The following is a 23,494-nucleotide window of genomic DNA, read 5'->3' on the forward strand; positions in this document are numbered from 1 at the left end:
CACTTCTACAATCACCACAGGCGCCACTCCGCCATCGGAGCCCCGCCCATCAGCAGACTCAACAACCTACCTGGACATCACAACTAGCGCCGGTGCCGGTTACTAGTGCGGGGAGCGCTAGTAAGCCGCACCGGGGCTAGTCAACGCCTCGGGGGCGGGGACGTCGGGGCTGTGCTCGCCCGGGACGTCGGACGTCGCGGGGCGGGCCGGAAGGACACTCGCCTGCACTACGCCTCATACGCGCGGACCCGGTCCCGGATGATGGATGCGAAGGAATAGATATCATCCAGTGCGCTGATCGGATGCCGGGTCTCGTTCTTATCCGCATCGAACAGCCCGATGTACTTCTGCGACTTACCGTTGAAGTGAAGCCTCGCGATTGGCTTGCGGTTGTTGTCATCGAGCAGGATGGCGAAGTACGACTTCGCGTCGCGGTGCGCGATGCGCTGCGGCTTGACCTCGCTGCATGCGATCGCCTTCACGATCTGATAGCCCTCAAGCTCTTCCAGGGTCGTCTCGATTTCGGTATCGCGGTTGAGATCGGCCTCTGACGCGGGCGCACTCGTCACCGTCTCGGGAGCGGCCGCTTGTGCCTCGCCGTACGCGCCAGCCCCGAGCGCTGTCTTGAGCCGGTCGTTCACCTGGTCGCTCAGGAACTGCTTCAGAGCCTTCTGCACCAGCGGGTAGAACTGCTCACGCACTCGTTGTGTGAACGACCCGTCGTATACCTTCGACGTGAAGTACTTGACCCATTCGGGCGACGGAGCTTTGAACTCCTCCGCGATCGCCCGCTTGATCGCTCCAACGTACTTCAGTTCCTCGGCCGCGCTCACGATGGAATCGAGGTCGAAGTCCTCCTTCGTGAGCTTCCGCAGCTCGGGAACTAGCGACTCATCCAGGTCTGCGAGATCAAGCACCAGGAACGGGCGGGAGTCCATCCGGTTCGGAGCGTCGAGATCTGTGTAGAAGTGGTAGGCCTCACCGTTGGTAAGCACCGCGATGCGTGCGTTCGTGACAGAGAAATATCGGTAGAGCTGGGAAGCGTGCTCGATCTTCAGCGAAGACAGCTTGCACTCAATGAGAAGTTGCACTTCACCGTCGCGGAGGATCGCGTAGTCGATCTTCTCGCCGCGTTTGGTTCCCACATCGGCAGTGAACTCGGGAACCACCTCCATCGGATCGAAGACGTCGTAGCCCAAAACGGATGAGATGAACGGCATGATGAAAGCTGTCTTCGTCGCCTCTTCGGTCTTGATCGCGTGCTTCTGGTTCTGAACCTTGAGGGCGAGTGCATTGAGCCGTTCGGTGAAGTCCATGGGTCGTCCTATCGGGTAATGAACGGGGCAATAAATGTCTACCGTCTCCGCGTCCGAAAGTTGAGGAACACACCGGCGACTGCCTGCGGCGTGTGCTCGCCCGCCGGCGGGGTCAGCGGGTGGCGAGGGCCGTGGCGATGCGCTCGACGGCGGCGACCCCGGCGGCCATGCGCCACTGCGCCGGGTCGTCGGCGCTGGTGGCGGTGACGACGATGCGGTAGCCGGGCAGCCACGACTCGAGCTCCAGGCCGCTCGGCACGTACGCGCCGAGCACGAAGCCGTCCACGGCGTCGAGCGCCGGGGAGTCCTGGGGGCCGCCGAGCTCCGAGCGCTCCGCCTCCGTGCGCCGGCGGTCGACCTCGTCCGCGTCGGCGCGCTCGCGCGACACCCACACCTGCACGTGCGTGCGCGGCGCGTCCGCGAGCGAGAGGTCCGGTTCGGACGACCAGCCGCACACCGTGCGCCCGGTGCCGGTGGCCGGCATGTCGCGCACCGGATGGAAGCCCGAGGTCAGCGGATCGGCGAGGTCGAAGAGGTCGTCGCACGTCAGTCGCGCGATGCCCAGCCCGTCCAGGGCCTCCACCGCGGCGCCGGCCGCCCCGGGGCTCGACCACACGTCGGGCAGCGCCGCGGCGAGGGCCCGGCGCTCGTCGGGCGTGCAGTGCGCCAGCGGCGCGACGGCAACCTCCACCGCGCCCCGCCAGGACGGATGCGACGCCAGGCTGCGCGACGGATCGGCGAACTCGGGACGTCCCGTCAGATTCGTCAGCAGCGCGACGGCGTCGGCCTCGGCGTCCGTGCAGCGTGCACTCCACGCCCCCAGCGCCGGGGCGTCGTCGTGCGCGACGACGAGCCAGGACGCGCCGCCGACCGGCGACGCGGCGGCAGCCGCGATCGGCTCGGCGAGCACGGGCACCAGCTCCTCGAACACGCCCGCGGCGGCCAGGCGGAGCGCCGCGGACACCGCGCGCTCGCCCTGCACGCGCCGCGCTGCGGCCGGATCCGCCTGCCCGAGCGCGCTCGCCGCGGCGGCGGTCTCAGCGGCGAAGCCGCGCCCCTCGGAGGTGTCGCCGTCCGCGAGCCGCTGCGCGCACGACGTCAGGCCCGTCGCGACCGCCGCCACGTCCGCCGCCCGCCCGATCGTCCCCTCGCCGGTCGCGGCGGCGCACGACAGCAGGCCCGCGGCCAGCGCGGTGGTCTCCGGCGCCGGCACCTCGCCGAGCCCCGCCGTCCGGAAGAACGCCGCCGTCAGGTCGACGGCCGCGGTGAAGGCATCCACCCGTGCCACCGCGCGCACCGGCTCGCCCGCGCCCGCCGTGCCCGTGCCCGGACGCTCGATCCCCAGGCTCAGCTCGGCGCCGGGCGGCAGCAGCTCCGCGCCGTCCCGCTCGACCGCGGCGGCGGCGAGCGACCAGAAGTGCCCCGGATCCGCGTGGCGGGTGGCCCACGCGACGGACGCGCCCTCCGTGAGCTCGAGGATCCGGGCGACCGTGCCGGTGTTGACGCTGCGCACCGTGAGGGTGTCCGACTGGTGCGCCTCGGCGCACATCCGCAGCGCCGCGTCCGGGCGATCCGGGCCGGGAGCGGCGTACGTGGTCACCCAGCCGGGGAGCCCGCCGGGGCCGCATTCGGGAGTCGTCGGGTCGGGCGGGCGCAGCGGCTCCGCCGCCCGGACGTCGGGGGCGGCCCACGAGATGACCGCACTGCCCGTCACGTCCGCCCGCAGGGTCCCGTCGGCGAGGACCGGCGCTCCCGCGGGGGTCCAGACCCGCCGCTGAGCGTCCCACTCCACCAGCGCCGCCGTCTCGGCCGCGTGCGGCGGCAGCCCCGAGACGTCCCACGCGATCTCCACCGGCTGCGCGAAAGCGGCCGTCGCCTCGATGCGCACGGGGGTGCCGAACAGCTCGGCGGCGATGCCCGAGTCGGCGCGCCCGAGGGGCTCGCCCACCGCGACGCCCGCGGACCTGACGCGGATCGCGTCGCGCGGCACGTCGACCGTGACGTCACCGTGGGTCCAGCGGGCGCCGGCCTCGTCGACCTGCGTCGTGCGGGTGCCGCCGAACACGGGCGCCGGATCGCGCCGCGCCTCCCCCTCGGCGGGTTCGGGGACACAGCCGGCCACGACGAGCAGCACCGCGGCCGCGGCGACGGCGGCGGCGAGGCGTCGGGTCCGCCCGCTTCGTGAACGCACCCGCCCACGGTAGCCGCGGGGCCGCGCGCTCGCGCGGCGACGCACCGGCGTTGCCGCGCCGTTCACCGGGCCTCTCTATGATGTGATCGTGCCCGCCGAACGCCTCCATCTCGTGCGCCATGGCGAGGTGCACAATCCCGACCGCGTGCTGTACGAGCGGCTCCCCGGGTTCGGGCTCAGCACCGAGGGGCGTCGCATGGCGCGCGCCGCCGCGGAGCACGTGCTCGGCCTGGGACGTCCCGTGGCGGCCCTGCTGTCTTCGCCGCTGCAGCGCGCGCAGGAGTCGTCCGAGCCCTTCGCGGAGCTGCTCGGTCTCGCGCCCCGCATCGAGGAGCGCGTCATCGAGCCGACCAACGTCTTCGCCGGCATGCGCATGAGCCGCGCGCTGCGCAAGCCGTGGAACTGGCATCACCTGCGCCGCCCCTCCCTGCCCAGCTGGGGCGAGCCCTACACCCAGATCGTGGAGCGGATGCGCTCCGCCATGGACGACGTGTGGGACGCGACCGCCGCCGGAGACATCGTGATCGTGTCGCACCAGGCGCCCATCTGGCTGACGCACCTCTCGGTCGCGGGCCTGCCGCTGCGCCACGACCCCCGCACCCGTCGCTGCGCGCTGTCGAGCGTCACGACGTTCGAGCGTGTGGGCGACGTGTGGCGCGAGGTGTCGTACGCCGAGCCCGCGGCGACCGAGGACGCCGTCGACGTCGGCGCCGTCTGACCCCGGTGCCGTCGCCGTCGGCGCGGGGCGTGGGTGCTATGCCGACATGGCGTGCCGCTACCGATCGAAAGGGAACGTCACCCCCGTCAGCTCTTCGGACGCAGACCACAGGCGCCGCTGAGTTGCCAGATCATAGGACTCCGGGCTGGAGGCGACGACCCTGGGATACCCGCGCGTCTCGCTCCTGTTGCCGGGGCCGTAGTACTGGCCTCCGAGAACCGACGGGTCGGCTGCGGCACGTACGGTCGGCAGAGCGCCCTTCTCCGGTGCCTGCGTAAGGAGCGGTGCCAGCCACGTGACGGGTCTGCGGACCACGGAGGGTGTGTGGCGGAGGAGCTCGGTATTGGAGATGCCGGGATGCGCGGCGACCGCGATGGTCGTGCCGAGTGGCGCGAGGCGACGTTGCAGCTCGTACGTGAACATGAGGTTCGCGAGCTTGGCCTGACCGTACGCAGCCACGCGGCTGTATGAGCGCTCCCAGTTCAGATCGTCGAAGTGGATGGCGGCGCGGATGCGGTGGCCGGTGCTGCTGACCGTGACGATCCGTGATCCAGGCACCGGCAGCATGCGGTCCAGCAGAAGTCCGGTGAGTGCGAAGTGGCCGAGGTGATTCGTGCCGAACTGCAGCTCGAACCCGTCCTCGGTGGTTCGCCGCGGCGTGTACATCACGCCGGCGTTGTTGATCAGAAGGTCGATGCGCGAGTGCGTGGAGCGCAGTTCCTCCGCGGCCGACCGGATCGAGTCGAGAGACGTCAGGTCGAGGGCTTGCACAGAGACATCGCCCGAAATGAGGGCAGCCGCCGCCTCGCCCTTCCGCGGGTCTCGGACCGCGAGGACCACCGTCGCCCCGCGTTCGGCGAGCATGCGGGCGGCGTGGAAGCCGAGCCCTGCATTGCCTCCCGTGACGATCGCCACGCGGCCGTGCTGGTCGGGGATGTCCTGCTCGGTCCAGTCGATGTGCATGAGCTCTCCTAGAAACCGCCGGTCTTTTATATGAAGATAAGAGACCGATGGTGCGTTGTCAAGGAACTGTCGGTCTGTTGCACTACGCTCGAGTCGATGACGTTCCAGCGGGCGCGCAGCGAGGAGCAGCGGCAGATTCGCCGCCGGGCGATCCTCGATGCGGCGACGGCGATGCTGGACGAGATGCCCGTGGCGGACGTCACCCTCAATGAGCTGAGCCGGCGCGTGGGGTTGGCCAAGTCGAACGTGCTGAGGTACTTCGATTCGCGGGAGGCAGTGCTCCTCGAGTTGCTGGACGACTTTCTCGGTGAGTGGATCGCCACCCTGGAACGAGAGATGGCGGAGATCCGCCCCGGGGACGCCCTGGAGGCGCGCGCCGCGCGCCTCGCCGACGTCCTCAGCCGGACGTTGGCGGAGCGCCCGGTGCTGTGCGGTCTTTTCGGCGCGCAGGGGAGTGTGCTTGAACGCAACGTTTCGGTGGAGGTGGTCAAGCGTCACAAGCGCGCCTCCCTCAGACGACTCGACGCGATGACCGCCCTCGTGCGTGGCCGCATGCCGGAGATCGGCGACAACAGCCAGCAGTTCTGCCTCACCGTGCTGGTGTCAGCCGGGGCGCTATCGGGCTACGTCCCCCCGCCGCCCAGCCTTCTCGCCGCCTATGCGGAGGAGCCCGAACTCGGCGTGCTGCACGTGGAACTGCCGCAAGCGCTCCGAGCCGCGTTCACCGCTCAGCTGCTCGGAGTTCTACCGCGCTCCTGAGGTCATGCAGGCGCCGGCCGATGGCGTTGGCGAGTGCTTTCGGCTGGTGCTCAGGTCGGATCGGGCGCGAAACATAGGATGGGGATGTGCTCCCCGTCGCCCGACTGACCGCATCGTCGCGTTCGCGCCGCGTGCCCGCGGGCCGCCCCGGGCGGCCTCGCCGGATGAACAGGGCCGGTGCCGCGCTGCTGGCCGGCGCGCTCGCCCTGGGCCTGGCCGCGTGCGCGCCCGATCCCGTCTCCCAGTCGTATCTCGAGGGCGAGAACCTCGGGTACATCGCGGGGGAGTGGGCCGTCGAGTCGATCCCGGAGTCCGAGCGCGGCGAGCCCGTCGTATGGGCGGGCACGACCGAGACGGGCGAGGAGCTCTCGAGCGACGACGTCGCCGGCGACGTCGTGGTCGTCAACTTCTGGTACGCCGCGTGCGCGCCGTGCCGCGCCGAGGCGGGCGACCTCGAGCAGGTCTGGCAGGACTTCAAGGACGAGGGGGTCTCGTTCGTCGGGGTCAACACGTTCGACCAGGCCGACCAGGCCCGCGCGTTCGCCGAGAAGTGGGGCGTGACGTACCCGAGCGTCATCGACGCCACGCGCGGCGACGTCAAGCTGGCGTTCGCGGCCGCGACGCCGATCCAGGCGACCCCCGTCACGCTCGTGCTCGACACGCAGGGGCGCGTCGCCGCCCGCGTCATCGGTCCCATCAAAGGCCCGTCGATCCTCTCGACCCTCGTGCGCGAGACGCTCGAGGAGAGCGCGTGAGCGGTCGCGGCGCGGCCGCTGACCCCGTGTCGCTCCGCGGCGCGGCCGCCGGCCCCGTGTCGGAGCCGCGTCCGTGAACCCCGGCGCACTCGTCGCCGACGGCACCCTGTGGCTGGCGCTGCCGATCGCCGTGCTCGCGGGCCTGATCTCGTTCCTGTCCCCCTGCGTGCTGCCGCTCGTCCCCGGATACCTCGGGTTCATCGCGGGAGCCGTCGCCCCGCGCTCGGCCGTGCCCGTCGCCGCGACCGCGGGCTCGGGCGGCACCGTCCCCGCCGCGGCGCCCGAGGCGGCCCCGGGCGCGCCCGACGCCTCGCGTGGACGGCTCGTCGGGGGCGTGCTGCTGTTCATCGCGGGCTTCACGCTCGTGTTTGTCGGGCTCATCGTGCTCGGCGGCGTGGCGGGCGGCGCGACGGCGCGGTTCTCGGTGCTCTACGGCGACCTCATCACGCGGATCCTGGGCGTCGTGATCATCCTGCTCGGGCTGGTCTTCATGGGCTTCTTCGGCATCGCGCAGCGCATCGCCCGTCCACAACTTCGTGGAAACGCCGGCCTCATCGGCGCGCCGCTGCTCGGCATCGCGCTGGGCATCGGCTGGGCGCCGTGCATCGGCCCCACGCTCGCCGCCATCCTCGCCATCTCGTTCAACCAGGGCGATGCGGGACGCGCCGTGCTCCTGGGCCTGGCGTACTCGCTCGGGCTCGGCATCCCGTTCCTGCTCGTCGCCCTCGGGTTCGGCTGGGCGACCCGCTCGCTCGCGTTCCTACGCCGCCACGTGCGGGTCCTCAACATCGTCGGCGGCGCTCTGCTGGTGGTGCTGGGCCTGCTCATGGTCACCGGCGTCTGGACCATGGTGATGTCGCGCCTGCAGGGGGTGTTCGCCAATGTCCCGCTCCCGCTCTGACGGCCCGTCCGGCGGGCGCCGCGACACCCGCGACGGATCCGAGCCGCTGCGCCCGAACGACCACGTCGACGGCGCACGGCCCGACGACGACGGCGTGAACCAGCCCGCGCTCGGCGTCGTCGGATGGCTGCGCTGGGGCTGGCGCCAGCTCACCAGCATGCGCACCGCGCTCATCCTGCTGCTGCTGCTCGCGATCGCCGCGGTGCCCGGCTCGATCTTCCCGCAGCGCATGGCGAACCCCAACGGCGTGACGCAGTGGGAGCGCGAGAACCCCGACCTGTTCCCGGTGCTCGACGCGCTGCAGCTGTTCGACGTGTACCTGTCGGCGTGGTTCTCCGCCATCTACCTGCTGCTGTTCGTGTCGCTGGTCGGCTGCATCCTGCCGCGCACGAAGCACCACTGGAAGGCGCTGCGCTCGCGCCCGCCCCGCACCCCGGCGCGGCTCAACCGGCTCGAGCACCACCTGTCGGACCGGATCGAGGGGGACGACGAGGACGCGCGGCACGCGGTCGACCTCGCGCAGGCGCAGCTGCGCTCGTCGGGCTACCGCGTCGAGCGCTACGACGGGCGCGGGGCGTTCTCGGTCTCGGCCGAGCGCGGATACCTGCGCGAGACCGGCAACCTCGTCTTCCACGCCTCGCTCGTCGGCGTGCTCGTCGCCGTCGGCGTCGGCGGCGGGTTCGCGTACACGGGGCAGCGCGTGCTGATCGAGGGGCAGACCGTCGTCAACGCGCTCGTCGACTACTCCTCGATGAACCGGGGCCGGTTCGTCTCCGAGCACGCGCTAGCTCCCTACGCGCTGCGGCTGAACTCCTTCGACGTCAGCTACGTGCCGATCGGCCAGAGCGGGCAGGGGCAGGCCGGCGACTTCTCGGCCAACGTGACCGTGCGCCAGCCGGACGGCACGGAGATCGACGACTCCGTGCGCGTGAACTATCCGCTCGACATCGGAGACGAGCGCATCTACCTGCTCGGCAACGGCTACGCACCGACGATCCGCATCACGGACGCGGACGGCACGACCGTGTTCCGCGAGTCCGTGCCCTTCCTGCCGCAGGACTCCAACATGACCTCGCTCGGCGTGGTCAAGATCGCGGACGGCCTGCCCGAGCAGGTGGGCCTGGTCGGCTTCTTCTATCCGACGCAGGCGGAACTGGCCACCGGCGCGTTCACGTCCGCGTTCGGCGACCTCTACAACCCCGTGCTCACGCTCAACGTCTTCTCGGGCGACCTCGGCATCGACGAGGGCGTGCCCCGCAGCGTGTACGAGCTCGACACGAGCGAGATGGAGCAGCTCACGGGCGGCGAGACGGGCGTCGATTCGATCGAGCTGGCGCCGGGCGAGTCCGCGGAGCTGCCGAACGGATGGGGCACCATCACGTTCGAGGACGAGACGCCGGCCGACGCGGATCCCGCGCAGGTGGGGCTGAGCGAGTCGGTCAAGCGGTTCGTGTCGCTGCAGACCCACCACGACGCCTCCGCCATCTGGGTGCTCGGCTTCGCCGTGCTCGCGGTGCTCGGCCTGCTGACCGCGTTGTTCGTGCCGCGACGTCGGGTGTGGGTCAAGGCGACCCCGGACGGATCGGGCGTGCGGCTCGAGTACGCCGCGCTCGCCCGCGGGGAGGACCCCACGCTCGCGACGGCCGTCGAGCAGCTCCACACCCGCCACCGCGACGCGCTCGGCTCCTGACCCGACGGGGCGCGGGCTTGGGCGGGCGTATCGACTCGCTTCGCTCGCTCAACGAGCTTTGAGCCGGGGCTTGGGCGGGCGTTTCGACTCGCTTCGCTCGCTCAACGAGCTTTGACGGCGGGGGCTTGGACCGCGGGGCCGGGCGCTGGGTCAGCTCAGGCCGGAGTAGGCGTGGAGGCCCTCGAAGAACATGTTGACGATCGTGAAGTTGAAGATGACCGCGACGAAGCCCACGATCGACAGCCACGCGGAGCGTGTGCCGCGCCAGCCGCGCGTGGCGCGTGCGTGGATGTAGCCGGCGTAGAGCACCCAGATGATGAAGGTCCAGACTTCCTTCGTGTCGAAGCCCCAGTAGCGGCCCCAGGCGTCCTGGGCCCAGATGGAGCCGGCGATCAGGGTGAACGTCCAGAAGATGAAGCCGATGATCGCGAAGCGGTACGCCAAGCCCTCCAGCGCCTCGGCGCTCGGAAGCGTGCGCAGGAAGCTGCGCTGGGGCTCGGCGCCCGCCTCGGCCGCCAGGGCGAGCCGCTCGCGGCGGGTCTGCAGCAGCTGCAGCACCGACAGCGCGAAGGCCAGCGCCAGGAAGGCCGTCGACAGCGATGCCACGAACACGTGGATGATCAGCCAGACCGACTTCAGCGGATCCATGAGCGGCACGACCTCGACGTAGAACGACAGCGTCGCCGCGCCCAGCAGCACGGTGACCAGCCCCGTCATGAACGTGCCCAGGAAGCGCAGGTCGCGCCAGAAGAGCACGCCGAGGTACACGGCCGTGATGAGCAGCGTGCCGGTCATCGCGAACTCGTACATGTTCGACCACGGCACCCGTTCCGCCGCCACGCCGCGCAGCACCGTGCCGCCCAGGTGGAACAGGAACGCCAGCACGGTCAGCGACGTGCCGATGCGGCCCATCACCAGGCGCGGCTTCGCCACGGGCTCCCCGCCGGCAGGCGTGCCCTCGGCGGGAGCGCTCGCCCCTCCGCGCGCGCCCGCGCCGGCGAGCACCCGGTCCCTCGCGGCATCCTGACGCTCCACCGTGAGCTGCGAGCGTCGCGCCAGATCGAAGGCGTAGGCGACGAACGCGAGGGCGTAGATCGCGATCGCCGTCCAGATCAGCAGAACCGAGATGGTGTCGAGCGAGGGTGCGTCGGCGGGCATGGGGCGATTGTACGTCCGGGCACTCGCGCGTTCCCTGGGACCGCATCCCACCCGTTTGTTTCTGTTGTTTTGAGTGGGTTCGTGTTGTAGTGTCGATTGCTCGACGGGGAGGAAGGCCGGGGGATGTACGCGACGGAGCGCAGGCAGTTCATCGAGCGGGTGCTGGTGGACGAGCAGCGCGTCGCGGTGGCCGACCTCGCCACACGCCTGGGAGTGACGACCGAGACCGTGCGCCGCGACCTCGCCACGCTCGAGCAGGCCGGCGCTCTGCGCCGCGTGCACGGCGGGGCCGTGGCCGCGGACCGGGGCAGCGTGGCGGAAGCGGACCTGCGGGAGCGGCTGAACCGGGCCGGGGCCGCCAAGCACGCGATCGCGGCGCGTGCGCTGGACGCCCTCGGGCGCGGGTTCACGGGCTCGGTGCTGCTGGACGCCGGCACCACGACGGGCGCGGTCGCGGACCAGCTGCCCGGACGGTTCGCGCCGGCGGCCGTGCACGTCGTGACGCACTCGGTCGTGCTCGCGGCCGGCCTCACGGCGGCGGGGTTCCCGGCGCTCACGACGATCGGCGGGCGCGTGCGGGGCGTCACGGGTGCCGCCGTCGGCGCGGGCACGGTCGCCGCCATCGACGCGCTGCGGCCCGACGTGGCGTTCCTCGGCGCGAACGGGCTCTCCGCGACGTTCGGGGCGAGCACCCCGGATCCGGAGGAGGCCGACGTCAAGCGCGCCATCATCCGCGCCGCCCGACGCGTCGTGCTCCTGGCCGACGCGTCGAAGTTCGGCGAGGAGTCGCTGCAGCGCTTCGCCCGGCTGGACGAGCTGGACGTGCTGGTCACGGACCGCGCGCCCGGCGGCGCGCTCGCGGGCGCCCTGCGGGACGCGGATGTGGAGGTGTGGATCGCATGATCGTGACGCTCACGATGAACCCGGCGCTGGACCGCACCGTGACGCTCACGCGCCCGCTCGCGGTGGGGGCCGTGCAGTCGGCCGAGTCGGCGCGCGAGGACGCCGCGGGCAAGGGCGTCAACGTCGCGCGCGTGCTCCGGGGCGCGGGCGCGGAGGTGCTGGCGGTGCTGCCGCTGGCCGCCGACGACCCGTACGCGCGCCTGAGCGGCGACCTGCCGCTGCGCGCGGTGCCCGTCGCGGCCCACGCGCGCGCCAACCTCGCGATCACGGACCCCGACGGCGAGACGACGAAGATCAACCTGCCCGGCCCCGGCCTCACACGAGGAGAGGCGGACGCGCTCATCGACGTCGTCGTCGCCGCCGCGGACGCGGCCGACTGGCTCGCGCTGTGCGGGTCGCTGCCGCCCGGCGTGGGCCCCGACTTCTACCTCGAGGTCATCGAGGCCGTGCGCGACCGGGCGTCCCGCCCGCCGCGCATCGCGGTCGACACGTCGGGAGACCCGCTCATGCACGTCGTGGCCCACGGGCACGTCGACCTGATCAAGCCGAACGAGGACGAGCTCGCGGACCTGCTGTCGAAATTGCACCCCGCCCGCGGCGACGCGGCGCTGGACCCGGCCGCGCCCTCCGCCGAGCAGCAGCGCGCGGCGCTGGACGGCCTGCGGCACCGCCTGCGCACCCAGCCGGTTCCGACGGCGGCCGAGCTCGCGGCATTCGTGGTGCCCCTCGCCGTGGGCGCCGCGCTCGTCACGCTCGGCGGCGACGGCGCCGTGCTCGTGACGGGCGACGGGGCGTGGCACGCGGGCACTCCGCCCGTGGACGTGCGCAGCACGGTCGGCGCGGGCGACAGCGCCCTCGCCGGCTACCTGCTGGCCGACCTGGCGGGGGAGGACCCGCCGGGCCGGCTCCGCTCGGCCATCGCGTACGGCTCGGCGACCGCCGCGCTGCCCGGCACGCAGCTCGCCACCCCGGCCGACCTGGCGGCCCTCGACATCGCCACCGGGGCCATCCCCGTGCGGCCCATCGCCTGACGCGGCCCGCGCCGCACGTTCCGGAGGAGGACAGCGTGACCAACGACACGCCCGGCACCATCACCGCCGAACTCGTCAGTCTCGACGAGGATCTCGGCCCCGACGCCCGCAGCGTGCTGCGCGCGCTCTCGCGGCGCTTCGCCGCCGAGGGCCGCGCCACCGACGCCGACGCCCTCTTCGAGGCCGCGTGGGCCCGCGAGGAGAAGGACGCCACGGGCCTGCCGGGCGGGATCGCGATCCCGCACGCGAAGAGCGCCGTTGTGACGCGGGCGTCGCTCGCGTTCGCGCGGCTTCGGCCCGGCGTCGACTTCGGAGCCGAGGACGGCCCCGCCGACATCCTGTTCATGATCGCCGCGCCCGACACGGCCGCCGAGGAGCACCTCGCCGTGCTGTCGTCGCTCGCGCGCCGCCTCATGGACGACGAGTTCACCGCGGCCCTGCGCGCCGCGAACGACGCCGGCGACGTCGTGCGGATCGTGCGCGAGGCGATCGGCGAGGCGCCCCCGGCCGAGCACGACGCGTCCGGGGCTGCGGGCCCGGGCGAGGCGACCGCCGGCCTGCCGGACGGTGCCGCGGGCCCGGGTGACGGCGCTGCGGAGGGCCCGGGCGGGGACGCGATCCTCGTCGACGGGCGGCCGGCCCGGATCATCGCCGTCACCGCATGCGCCACGGGGATCGCCCACACGTACATGGCGGCGGACGCGCTCACCGCCGCAGCGCGCGAGGCGGGCGTCGACTTCCGCGTCGAGCCGCAGGGCTCCAGCGGCTACGCCGCGATCGACCCGCAGGCCATCGCCGAGGCGGACGCCGTCGTGTTCGCCGTCGACGTCGACGTGCGCGAGGCGCAGCGCTTCGCGGGCAAGCCGGTCGTGCGCCGCCCCGTCAAGGCGGGCATCGAGCAGCCGCGTGCGCTGCTGGAGCTCGCGGCGCGCGCCGCGAGGGATCCCGCGGCCGAGCGCGTGCCCGGCGCGGCGGAGGCGGCGCCGGACGCGACGGCGGGTTCGACCGAGTCGCTCGGGGCGCGCATCCAGCGGGTGCTGCTGACCGGCGTGTCGTACATGATCCCGTTCGTCGCGGGCGGCGGCCTGCTGATCGCGCTGGGCTTCCTGCTGGGCGGGTTCCGGATCGACGAGGTCGCGGACACGGTCGCGCTCGAGAACTCGCTGTGGAACCTCCCCGACGGTGGGCTGGCTCAGTACCTCGGCGCCGTGGCCTTCACGATCGGCGGCCTGTCGATGGGCTTCCTCGTGCCCGCGCTCGCCGGATACATCGCGTTCGGCATCGCCGACCGTCCCGGCATCGCGCCGGGCTTCGTCGCCGGAGCCGTCGCGGTCTTCACGAGCGCCGGCTTCATCGGCGGCATCGTGGGCGGCGTCCTCGCGGGGCTGGCGGCCCTGTGGCTCGGATCGCTCAACGCGCCGCGGTGGCTGCGCGGGCTGATGCCGGTGGCGATCATCCCGCTGCTGGCGTCGATCTTCGCCAGCGGCCTGCTGCTGCTGTTCCTCGGAGCGCCCATCGCGGGGCTGATGAACCTGATGACCGACGGGCTGAACAACCTCGCCGCGTCGGGCCTGCTGCCGCTCGTGGGCGTCATCCTCGGCCTCATGATGTGCTTCGACCTGGGCGGCCCCGTCAACAAGGTCGCGTACGCGTTCGCCGTCGCGGGACTCGGCGCCGGGTCGGCCGACAACCCCGTGCCGTACTACATCATGGCGGCGGTCATGATCTCGGGCATGGTGCCGCCCCTCGCGCTCGCGTTCGCGTCCACCGTGCTCGACCGGCGCGGGTTCAGCGCGGCCGAGCGAGAGAACGGCAAGGCGGCGTGGCTGCTGGGGCTGTCCTTCATCTCGGAGGGAGCCATCCCGTTCGCCGCCGCCGACCCGCTGCGCGTCATCCCCGCGTCCATGCTGGGCGGCGCGGTCACGGGCTTCCTGTCGATGCTGTTCCAGGTGGGCTCGCAGGCGCCGCACGGCGGCCTGTTCGTGTTCTTCGCGATCAACCCGCTGTGGGGCTTCGCCATCGCGCTCGTGGCGGGTGTGCTCGTGAGCGGGTTCGCCGTCGTCGCGCTCAAGCGCTTCACCCGCACCCCCTCCCGCGCGGAGGCCGTCGCCGCCTGACCCGCCGTCCCGATGTCCCAGTTGTCGTCGGTAGATGTCCCAGTTCTGGTCGGTAAGCGGGGGCTATTCCGACCGGAAGTGGGACATCGTCCGCCCGCAACGGGGGCAGGGCGGTCGGGGTGGGTGGATCAGGCGGGGGACGGGGCCAGGATCGCGCGGGCCGGGAGGGTCCGGCGGCGCGCCACGGCGATCGTCGTGGCGACGAAGGCCAGGACCGCCCAGACGAGCAGGCCGGCGATCGCGGCGCCCGTGCGGCCCGTGTCCGCCACGACGCCGAGGAGCGCGTCGTACGCCGGCGCTGCCGGCAGGAACGACGCGGCCCGGGCGAGCCACGCGGGCAGCGTCGACACCACACCGGTCGCGACGATGCTCGCCCCGATGATCGCGCCGACCCAGCGCCCGGCGCCGCCCAGCACCGCGACCAGCGCCTGGTGGATCGCGGCGAACGCGACTCCGATCAGCACGCACAGGCCCAGCAGCGCGGCGGCGGTGCCGGCGTCGTAGCCCATCACGATCTGGACCACGATCGCCACCAGCAGGCCCTGCGCCGCGCCGATGATCGCGGCGGGCAGCAGCGCCGCGACGGCGAGCGTCGCCGAGGCCCGACGGGATGTCAGCGTCCGGGCCGTGAACGAGCGCATCGCCACGAAGGTGCCCAGCCCGCCGAACCACATCACGGCGGCCACGAGCAGCGGCACCGCCGACGCGCCGAACATCGCCATCCCCTCGCCCGACGACGCCGAGACCGGTTCGGCGAGGACGGACGCGAGGCGCTCGGCCTCCGCGTCGGAGAACGAGGGCAGGGCGTCGGCCGCCTGGCCGAGGCCGTCCGCCAGCTCGTCCGCGCCGCCGCCCAGCGCGCCGATGCCCTCGCCGAGCTGCGAGACGCCGTCGGCGAGCTCGTCCGCGCCGGAGGAGAGCGCGCCCGCGCCGGTCGCGAGGCCGCGCGCGCCCTGGGCGAGCTGCCCCACGCCGCCGGCGAGCCCGTTCACGCCGCCCGCGATCTGGCCGGCTCCGTCCTGGAGGTCCCGCGCACCGCCCGCCAGTCCGTATGCGCCGGCGGCGATCCCGTCGGTGCCGTCGGCGAGCTGGTAGGCGCCGTCCGCGAGCCCACCGGCGCCGGCCGCGAGCTCGCGCGCACCGGCGGCCGCCTCATCGCCGCCGTCCGCGAGCGCGGTCAGGCCGTCCGTGAAGCCCTGTGCCTCGCCGACTGCGCCGTCGAGCCGCTGCTGCAGCTCGGGGACCCGCCCCGCGACCGCGCCCAGGTTGGACGCGGCCTGCGACGCGGACGCGGTCGCCGCGTCGGCGAGCTCCCGCAGCTGGGCGCAGTAGGCGGCGTCCTGGGTGGGGTCGCAGCGATCCGCCAGCTCGGCGAACGCCGCGGCGGATTCCGTGAGCTGGGTCGCCGCCCGGTTGAGCTGTCCGGCGATGTCCTGGTCGCGCACGTACTCCACGCCGCCGCGGATGCCGTCGACGAGCTGCTGCGCGCCGTCGGCGAGCTGGCGGTTGCCGTCTGCGATCTGCTGCACGCCGTTCGCGAGGTCGCCCGCGCCCGTGCCGATGCCGGCCATGCCGTCGGCGATGCCCCGCATGTTGCCGGCGATCTCGGCCGCCCCGTCGCCGAGCTGCTGCGCCCCGCCGCTCAGCTGCCCCGCGCCACCGGCGAGCTGGCCCGCGCCGTCGCCGAGCTGCTGCGCTCCCGACGCGGCCTGTGCGGCGCCGCCGGCGAGTTCGCCGGCGCCCGCGCCGAGCTGGCTCACCCCGCCGGCGAGCTGGCCCGCGCCGCCGGAGAGCTGAGTCGCGCCGTCCTGCGCCTCGCGCGCGCCGTCGGCGAGCTGACCCGCGCCGTCGGCGGCGTCCCCGAGCTGGTCGCCGAGGGTCGAGTAGCCGACGAACACGTTCGACAGCGTCGCCTCGGAGAGCATCTGGCCGGTGACCGACGCGGCCACCGACGCGATCTGCGCCGTGATCGCCTGATCGACGATGCGGGCGTCGGGCGCCGTGACGACCTCGATGGTGGCCCGCTCGGGTCGCGTGTCCGAGCCGGACAGCGACTGGCCCGCGGAGGTCGCCGCGGCCGAGAAGTTCTCGGGGATCGTGACGACCGCCTGGTACGTGCCGTCCGCGATGCCGTCGGCGGCGTCGTCCTCGTTCGACAGCACCCACGTGAGGTTGCTGTCGAGGTCGTCCGAGCCCTCCACGAGGCCCGCGGCCACCTGGCGGCCGAGCGGCGTGTACTGGCCCTGCACGGTCACGGGCTCGTCGAGGTTGACGATCGCCGCCGACATGTTGTCCAGGCGCTCGGTCGGGTTGTACAGCGCCGCGACGAGCACGCCGCCGACGACCGCCGGCAGCAGGAGGACGCCGATCACGGTCAGCCACGTGACGGGCTTGGCCGTCCGGGCGCGTTCGAGGCCGGCGACGGCCAGGGTGCGGAAGCGGGTCATGCGTTCACCTCGATGGAGGAAGCGGGGCGGGGTCCGGACGGGAGGGCGCCGCCGGGGGCGACGTCGACCTCGCGGACGTCGGTCCAGCCGGCGTCGAGCACCAGCCGCCGGACGGCACCGGCGTCGGTTCCCGTCGCGACGATCGTGAGGGGCTCGGGAGCCGACGCGTAGGCGGCGTCGCGCAGGACGGCCGCGAGCTGGTCGCGCACGGCAGGGGCGAGGGTGTCGGCGCCGTCGATGACGACGAGCGAGCCGCGGTCGCGGGTCTCGGCCCCGCGTCGGCGCGAGCGGCCGCGCACGGCGGCACGCGCCTCGCGCACGGGATCCTCCGCGCCCGCGAGCAGGGCGAGCCCGACGTGGGCGCGCACCCAGGCGGCGCGCTCGGGAAGCAGGTGTCCGGCGACGCGCAGGAGTCCGCCGGTCGGGACGGTGCGGCCGGCGATCGCGAGCCCCACCGCGCGCGCCGCGCGCGGGTCGGACGACGCGATCACGACGGCCGCGCCCGGCTCGGCGCGCAGAGACACGCCGGCCGCGAGCCGCGCGTCGTCCGTCGCGATCTCGAGGTCCTCGGCCGCGACGACGGCCGTCGAGGCCGGCTCCGGCCAGTCCGCGAGAGAGCGCTCGCGCTCGACGGCCTCCCCCTCGATGTCGAAGTGCGGCAGGAGCCGGTCGAGCCAGCGCGGCATCCACCACGCCTTCTCTCCCAGCAGCGCCATGACGGCGGGAACCAGCGTCATCCGCACGACGAACGCGTCGATCGCGATGCCGACGGCGAGCGCGAGCGCGATGGGCTTGAGGTTGGAGTCGCCCTCCGGCACGAACGCCGCGAAGACGGCGAACATGATCACGGCCGCCGCGGTGACCACGCGTGCGGACGCCGCGAAGCCGCTGCGGACGGCCCCGACCGCGACATCGCGCGTCGCGCCCAGGCGGCGGGCGGCGTGCACGAAGTCCTCGCGCATCCGGGAGACGAGGAACACCTCGTAGTCCATCGCGAGGCCGAACAGCACGCCCATCGCGACGATCGGCATGAACGCGATGACGGGGCCGGTGCGGGCGACGTGGAGCAGATCCGCGCCCCAGCCCCACGAGAACACCGCGGCGACGACGCCGAACGCGGCGAGGATCGACAGCAGGTACCCGAGGGCGGCCTTGAGCGGAACCCAGATCGAGCGGAACACGATCATCAGCAGCACGAACGACAGGCCGACGACGAAGATCCCGAACGGCACGAGCGCTTTGCCGAGCCGGTCGGAGATGTCGATCGCGACGGCCGTGAACCCCGTGACCTTGAGGTCGATGCCGTACCGGTCGAGCCACTCGCCCTGGTGGGCCCGCAGCTCTCGCACCAGGGCGCTCGTGGCGGGGTCGTCGGGTCCGGTCTCGGGAACGATCTGGACGATGCCGGTGTCGGCGGTCTCGTTGGGCGCCGCGAGCGCCACCTCCTTGACGCCGTCGAGCGCCTCGACCTCGTCGCGCAGGTCCTCCAGAAGGCCCAGCGGATCGTCCGACGTGACGATCGTGCCGGTGAGGATCAGGGGGCCGTTGAAGCCGGGGCCGAAGTGCTCGGAGGTGAGGTCGTAGCCGATGCGGGCCTCGTTGTCCCTGGGGAGGGCGCCCGCGTTCGGCAGGGCGAGCGCGAGGCTGCCGATGGGCGCCGCCAGCAGGCCCAGGCCGAGCACGACGGCCACCGTCGTGAGCACGGGGCGACGCGTGACGCCCGCGACCCAGCGCTCCGAGAAGCTCTTCCGTGCGGGCGGCGCGGCGGTGCCGGGTCCGCTGACGGACGCGGTTCCGCCGGCGGATGCGGTGCCGGTTCCGGCGGCGCGCGCGCCGCGGCGGCGGGGCAGCCGGCCGATGGCGCGGTGGCCCGCGAAGCCCAGCAGCGCGGGCGTGAGGCTGACGGCGATCAGCACGGCGACCGCGACCGCGACCGCCGCCGCGATGCCCATGGTGGTCAGGAACGGGATGTTCGCGAAACTCAGGCCGATCAGGGCGATCAGCACCGTCACGCCCGCGAACACGACCGCGGAGCCCGCGGTCCCGGTCGCGCGGCCGGCGGACTCCTCGAGCTCCATCCCGTCCCGCACCTGATCCTGGTGGCGCGCCGCGATGAACAGGGAGTAGTCGATGCCGACGGCCAGGCCGAGCATCAGCGCGAGCATCGGGGTCGTCGCCGACACGGTGGCGAACTGCGTCGCGGCGACGAGTCCCAGCAGCGACGCCCCCACCCCGATGAGGGCCACGGCGAGCGGCAGCCCCGCGAGCACGAGCGAACGGAAGGTGATGATCAGCACGAGCAGGGCGACGATGACGCCGATCGCCTCGGTGATCGTGACGGTGGGCAGCTCGGTCGAGAACAGCTCGCCGCCGAGTGCGGTCTGCGAGCCGTCGGGGAGGCGCTCGGCCAGGTCGTCGACCACGGCCTGGAGCGCCGCCTTGTCGTCGCCGGTGATCTCGGTCTGGATCGCATCGAACTGCAGTTGCGCGATCGCGGCGGTGCCCCCGTCCGAGATCATCCCGCTGACCAGGCCGTCGAACGGCGAGGTCGCGCTGCTGACGTCCGGAAGATCCGCGAGCTCGGACACCGCCGCCTCGATCGGCTCCCGGTATGCGGCGTCCTCGACGCTCTCGCCCGGCGCCGCGACCACGATGAACTGCGCGCTGGTGCCGGACACCTGCGGGAACGTCCGGCTGAGCTGCTCGAGGCCCTCCTGCGATTCCGTCCCCGGGATCGAGAAGGAGTTGTCGAACCCCTTGTTCAGCCCGAGCGCGCCGCCGCCCGCCACGAGCAGGATGAGCAGCCACGCCGACAGGACGCGCCAGGGGTGGCGGAACGACCAACGGCCGAGCGAGTACAGCAGCGTGGACACAGACGCCCTTCGGATCGGCGGACAGGGGGTTTCGATACAGCGCTGTATCCGATACAAGTGTGTATCGTAATCGGCGGCGCGGCAACCGCGGCTGGGGGAGCGGTGAGAATGAGAGCCGGAGGGGCGCGATGAACGAGACGGGCACAGAGCGGGCCTCGACCCGCAGTCGCGAGAACACGCGCGCCCGCCTGCTGGACGCGGCCGCGCAGGTCTTCGCGGAGGTCGGTCTCGGCGAGGCGTCGGTCGAGGCGGTCTGCGAGCGCGCGGGCTTCACCCGCGGTGCCTTCTACTCCAACTTCGACTCGAAGGACGAGCTGTTCGTCGAGCTCGTCGGGCGCTTCGTCAGCGAGCGCGTCGAGGCCGTGCGCCGCCGCGTGGCCGAGCTGCTCGAGAGCGGCGACATCCTCGCGGCGTCCACCGACGCCGAGCCCGCGAACGCGGTCGCGCTCGTGCAGGCCCTCGACGTCCCGGGCGACGACCGCTTCGGGGTCATGCTGATGAACGAGATCCGGATCCGCGCGATGCGCGATCCGCAGACGGCCGCCGCGTTCCTCGCCCAGGACGACCGGATGCTGCGCGAGGTGGCGCAGCTCGTCGACGACATCGCCGCAGCGAAGGACATCCGCCTCGCGATGCCCGCCGAAGACGCCGCGCGCATGGTGCTGACCGCGTGGGAGGGCGCCTCGGCGCGCGCCCTCATCGCCGGCGCCACGGACGAGGAGCTCTTCGCCGTGCGCAGCCGCGAGATCGCGCGCGTCGGCCAGCTGCTCATCGACCGCGCCTGACGCGCCGCCCCGGCCGCGACAATCCGTGCTGCCGCCGACAATCCGTCCCCGCGCCCACAATCCGTGCGCCACACGCATTCTCGGCGCGGGGACGGATTGTCGCGGGTCAGGCGGTGCCGGACAGCAGCGCGTGGCAGCGCGCGATGCGTTCGAGCCAGGCGGCGCGGCGCTCGGGAGGGGCGGCGTGCGCGTCGAGCAGCGCCGGATCGGGGATGACGCGGCCGGCCGGGATCGCGCCGCCGCGCGGGACGAGGGGATCGGCGACGACGTCGGCCGCGAGCAGCGACGCGGTGCCGAGGCCGCAGTCGAAGGGGAGGTCGGGCAGCGCGGCGGCGAGCGCCGCGCCCTGTGAGAGGCCGACGGACGTGTCGAGCGCGCTGGACACCACCGCCGGCAGCCCCGTCGCGGCGACGATCTCGAGCGCGCGGCGCACTCCGCCGAGCGGCTGCGCCTTGACCACGACGAGGTCGGCCGCGCCCGCGCGGGCGACCGCGAGCGGATCCTGCGCCTTGCGGACACTCTCGTCCGCCGCGATCGGCAGATCCCAGCGCCGCAGGCGCGTGCGCAGCTCGGCCAGCTCCGCGACCGTGGCGCACGGCTGCTCGAGGTACTCGAGGTCGAACTCCGCGAGGGCGTGGGCGGCGTGCTCGGCCTCGTCGACGTTCCAGCCGCCGTTGGCATCGATCCGCACGCGCCCCTCCGGGCCGAGCAGCTCGCGCACGGCGCGCACGCGCGCGACGTCATCCGCGAGCGTCTGTGCCCGCTCGGCGACCTTGACCTTGACGGTGCGGCAGCCGTCGTAGCGCGCCAGCACCTCGCCGACGCGCTCCACGGGCACGGCGGGCAGCGTCGCATTGACCGGGATCTCGGTGCGCACGGCCTCGGGCTGCGCGTGCCACGCGAAGTCGATCGCCGCGGCGAGCCAGGTCGCGGCCTCGTCGTCGGCGTACTCGAGGAACGGGGAGAACTCGGCCCACCCGAGCGGCCCCTCGATGAGCGCGGCCTCCCGGTGCTCCACGCCGCGGAAGCGCGTGGCGAGCGGCAGCGAGACGACGCGCGCACCCGCGAGCAGATCCGCCAGCGGGGGCACGGGAGGGGAGGCCGGGGACGTCATCCCCTCATCCTGCCCGGACGGACGCGCCGAGGCCACGCCCCCGGGCGGACCGCGGCGACGAGCTCACCCGGGCCGATCGGGCGACGCCTCGACGGGCACGCCGTGCTCGCGGTCGCGCGACGGGATGAGCGGCAGCGAGAGCGCGGGGGCCAGCGCGACGAGGGCGAAGGAGAGCGGATAGCCGACGAGCCCGATGAGGCCACCGACCGCGGGGCCGACGAGCGCCGCGGCGACGAACTGACCGGTGTTCTGCACGCCGAGGGCGCGCCCGGCCCAGACCGGGCCGGCGAACTCGGCGACCGACGTGAACGCCGGGCCGTTGTCCGCGACCGAGACGCACGTCGCGATGACGTAGGCGACCGCGGCGGCCCCCGCCCACTCCAGGCCCGCCAGCCCGGCCAGCGCCAGCAGCACGGCGATGCCCGCGACCGCGATCCGCCGCAGCAGCCGCACCCGTCCGATCCGGTCCGACCAGATGCCGATCCCGATGCGTCCCAGCGCCCCCGCGAACTGCGCCCCGCCCACGAGGGCGCCCGCTGCCAGCTCGGACCAGCCGAGCTCGGCGACGAGCCACACCAGGCCGAACGTCGACAGCGCGAACTGCGGCACGACCAGCAGCACCGACACGGCGTGGATGCGCCACAGGAATCCGCTCGACCGGTACGGGTTCGCCGCGGCCGGGGCCTGCGCGCCGCCGGCGGGCGCTCGCCGCGGGTCGCGGATCCCCAGACCGCACGCCACGGTCAGCGTGCCCGTGAGCACCACCGACAGCATCAGCGCCGCTCCCACCCCGGACGCGGCCGCGAGCGGGGGCACCGCGACGGCCGCGACCGTGACGCCCAGCGGCTGCGCCATCTGCCGGATCCCCATCGCCAGTCCGCGGCGCTCCCGGGGGAACCAGCCGACCACCAGGCGGCCGCTGGCCGAGCTCGCGCTGCCCGCCGCCATCCCGCCGAGCACGAGGAAGACGCCGAGCCACGCGTAGCCGTCCGCGAGAGCCGCGCCGAGCGCGGCCGCGCATCCGAGCACGAGGCCCGCCGTGATCGTCAGTCGCTCACCCATGCGGTCCGCCAGCGCGCCCCACGCCACCAGCGTGAGGACGAGCCCGAGGCTGGGGGCGCCCGCGAGCACGCCGGCCTGAGCCAGGCTCATCCCGTGCTCGCTGTGGAGCACCGGGATCAGGAAGGCGGGAGTCGCCGCGAAGGCCGAGCCCGCCAGCTGGGCGCCGATCGCGAGGGTCAGCTGCACCCATGCCAGGGATGGGGAGGGCTGCGCGGACATCCTGCTCATCCTGTCACCGAGCCTGTCACCGCGACACGCATGCGACCGGACACGCCCAGCGGACCGTCACGGTAATGACCGCTGCTACTTCATCGTACGCACTTCCAATAGTGTGTGTCACACGGTATAGTGTCGGACATGCAAGAGCGCGACGACGTCGAGACCCACCGGCAGGAGCTGCGGCGCGGAACCGTCGTGCTCGCGTGCCTGCAGCTGCTGCGCCGGCCCGGCTACGGCTATGGGCTCCTCGAGGAGCTCGACCGGCGCGGCTTCACGGCCGATGCCAACACGCTCTACCCGCTGCTGCGGCGGCTGGAGAAACAGGGCTACCTCACGAGCGAGTGGAACACGGACGAGGCGCGGCCCCGGAAGTTCTACCGCACCTCGGACGACGGCACCCGCCTCGCCCGGATCCTCGCTGAAGACTGGCGCGCCCTCGCGGCCGCCTTCGACGACCTGACCGACGCGTGACGACTTCGCACGCGATGCAAG

Annotated in this window: 18 protein-coding genes; 10 read left to right on the forward strand and 8 right to left on the reverse strand. The window is 73.2% G+C overall.

The window, feature by feature from the left end; all coding sequences use genetic code 11:
• Positions 1–227: 227 nt before the first annotated feature.
• The gene (locus IEX37_RS02640; protein WP_188754707.1) at positions 228–1,316 is read right to left on the reverse strand and encodes a type I restriction endonuclease; all 1,089 of its coding nucleotides are present in this window, start codon (positions 1,314–1,316) and stop codon (positions 228–230) included.
• A 112-nt stretch (positions 1,317–1,428) separates the two neighbouring features.
• On the reverse strand, positions 1,429–3,507 hold the full coding sequence (locus tag IEX37_RS02645; protein ID WP_188754708.1) for a hypothetical protein: 2,079 nt from the start codon (positions 3,505–3,507) through the stop codon (positions 1,429–1,431).
• A gap of 88 nt (positions 3,508–3,595) precedes the next feature.
• Between IEX37_RS02645 and IEX37_RS02650 the strand changes: the two genes are divergently transcribed.
• A complete protein-coding gene (locus tag IEX37_RS02650) occupies positions 3,596–4,225 on the forward strand; it encodes a histidine phosphatase family protein (protein ID WP_188754709.1) in 630 nt (209 codons plus the stop codon).
• Between the two features lie 57 nt (positions 4,226–4,282).
• Here the strand turns inward: IEX37_RS02650 and IEX37_RS02655 are convergent, their stop codons facing one another.
• Positions 4,283–5,188 carry an SDR family NAD(P)-dependent oxidoreductase gene (locus IEX37_RS02655; protein WP_188754710.1) on the reverse strand — a complete coding sequence of 302 codons (906 nt, stop codon included), beginning with the start codon at positions 5,186–5,188 and terminating at the stop codon, positions 4,283–4,285.
• Positions 5,189–5,284: 96 nt separating this feature from the next.
• On the opposite strand from IEX37_RS02655, the gene IEX37_RS02660 reads away from it, so the two are divergent.
• The 4 genes from IEX37_RS02660 to resB all read left to right on the forward strand — a co-directional run bounded on the left by IEX37_RS02660 (position 5,285) and on the right by resB (position 9,293).
• Positions 5,285–5,947 (forward strand): TetR/AcrR family transcriptional regulator, encoded by a 663-nt coding sequence (locus IEX37_RS02660; protein WP_188754711.1) that lies wholly within the window; start codon positions 5,285–5,287, stop codon positions 5,945–5,947.
• A 164-nt stretch (positions 5,948–6,111) separates the two neighbouring features.
• The gene (locus IEX37_RS02665; RefSeq protein WP_188754712.1) at positions 6,112–6,702 is read left to right on the forward strand and encodes a TlpA family protein disulfide reductase; all 591 of its coding nucleotides are present in this window, start codon (positions 6,112–6,114) and stop codon (positions 6,700–6,702) included.
• 73 nt (positions 6,703–6,775) lie between these two features.
• Positions 6,776–7,603 (forward strand): cytochrome c biogenesis CcdA family protein, encoded by an 828-nt coding sequence (locus IEX37_RS02670; protein WP_188754713.1) that lies wholly within the window; start codon positions 6,776–6,778, stop codon positions 7,601–7,603.
• Positions 7,584–9,293, forward strand: a complete 1,710-nt coding sequence (gene resB, locus IEX37_RS02675) for a cytochrome c biogenesis protein ResB (RefSeq protein ID WP_188754714.1) — start codon at positions 7,584–7,586, stop codon at positions 9,291–9,293. The genes IEX37_RS02670 and resB overlap by 20 nt, the downstream gene beginning before the upstream one ends.
• A 150-nt stretch (positions 9,294–9,443) precedes the next feature.
• Here the strand turns inward: resB and ccsB are convergent, their stop codons facing one another.
• Entirely contained in the window at positions 9,444–10,451 is a 1,008-nt protein-coding gene (gene ccsB, locus IEX37_RS02680) for a c-type cytochrome biogenesis protein CcsB (protein ID WP_188754715.1), read from the reverse strand.
• A 123-nt stretch (positions 10,452–10,574) separates the two neighbouring features.
• Between ccsB and IEX37_RS02685 the strand changes: the two genes are divergently transcribed.
• The 3 genes from IEX37_RS02685 to IEX37_RS02690 are packed head-to-tail and all read left to right on the forward strand — an operon-like array spanning position 10,575 to position 14,502.
• Positions 10,575–11,354, forward strand: a complete 780-nt coding sequence (locus tag IEX37_RS02685; RefSeq protein WP_188754716.1) for a DeoR/GlpR family DNA-binding transcription regulator — start codon at positions 10,575–10,577, stop codon at positions 11,352–11,354.
• Positions 11,351–12,385, forward strand: a complete 1,035-nt coding sequence (locus tag IEX37_RS15910) for a 1-phosphofructokinase family hexose kinase (protein ID WP_229663069.1) — start codon at positions 11,351–11,353, stop codon at positions 12,383–12,385. Before IEX37_RS02685 ends, IEX37_RS15910 begins: the two co-directional genes overlap by 4 nt.
• 35 nt (positions 12,386–12,420) lie before the next feature.
• On the forward strand, positions 12,421–14,502 hold the full coding sequence (locus IEX37_RS02690; RefSeq protein ID WP_229663032.1) for a PTS fructose transporter subunit IIABC: 2,082 nt from the start codon (positions 12,421–12,423) through the stop codon (positions 14,500–14,502).
• 128 nt (positions 14,503–14,630) lie between these two features.
• On the opposite strand, the gene IEX37_RS02695 is transcribed toward IEX37_RS02690, so the two are convergent.
• Together IEX37_RS02695 and IEX37_RS02700 are read right to left on the reverse strand one after the other, a co-directional pair.
• Positions 14,631–16,949, reverse strand: coding sequence for a YhgE/Pip domain-containing protein (locus IEX37_RS02695; RefSeq protein WP_188754718.1), 2,319 nt, complete (start codon positions 16,947–16,949; stop codon positions 14,631–14,633).
• The gene (locus IEX37_RS02700) at positions 16,946–19,822 is read right to left on the reverse strand and encodes an MMPL family transporter (RefSeq protein WP_188754719.1); all 2,877 of its coding nucleotides are present in this window, start codon (positions 19,820–19,822) and stop codon (positions 16,946–16,948) included. The genes IEX37_RS02695 and IEX37_RS02700 overlap by 4 nt, the downstream gene beginning before the upstream one ends.
• Positions 19,823–19,950: 128 nt before the next feature.
• Between IEX37_RS02700 and IEX37_RS02705 the strand changes: the two genes are divergently transcribed.
• Positions 19,951–20,607 (forward strand): TetR/AcrR family transcriptional regulator, encoded by a 657-nt coding sequence (locus tag IEX37_RS02705; RefSeq protein ID WP_188754720.1) that lies wholly within the window; start codon positions 19,951–19,953, stop codon positions 20,605–20,607.
• A 106-nt stretch (positions 20,608–20,713) separates the two neighbouring features.
• Here the strand turns inward: IEX37_RS02705 and IEX37_RS02710 are convergent, their stop codons facing one another.
• Entirely contained in the window at positions 20,714–21,721 is a 1,008-nt protein-coding gene (locus IEX37_RS02710; RefSeq protein WP_188754721.1) for an o-succinylbenzoate synthase, read from the reverse strand.
• A 63-nt stretch (positions 21,722–21,784) separates the two neighbouring features.
• Complete coding sequence (locus tag IEX37_RS02715; protein WP_229663033.1) at positions 21,785–23,002, reverse strand: MFS transporter; 1,218 nt, start codon at positions 23,000–23,002, stop codon at positions 21,785–21,787.
• Between the two features lie 138 nt (positions 23,003–23,140).
• Between IEX37_RS02715 and IEX37_RS02720 the strand changes: the two genes are divergently transcribed.
• A complete protein-coding gene (locus tag IEX37_RS02720) occupies positions 23,141–23,473 on the forward strand; it encodes a PadR family transcriptional regulator (protein WP_188754723.1) in 333 nt (110 codons plus the stop codon).
• The last annotated feature ends 21 nt before the right edge of the window (positions 23,474–23,494 follow it).

Source organism: Microbacterium album (assembly GCF_014643695.1).
Lineage (GTDB): Bacteria > Actinomycetota > Actinomycetes > Actinomycetales > Microbacteriaceae > Microbacterium > Microbacterium album.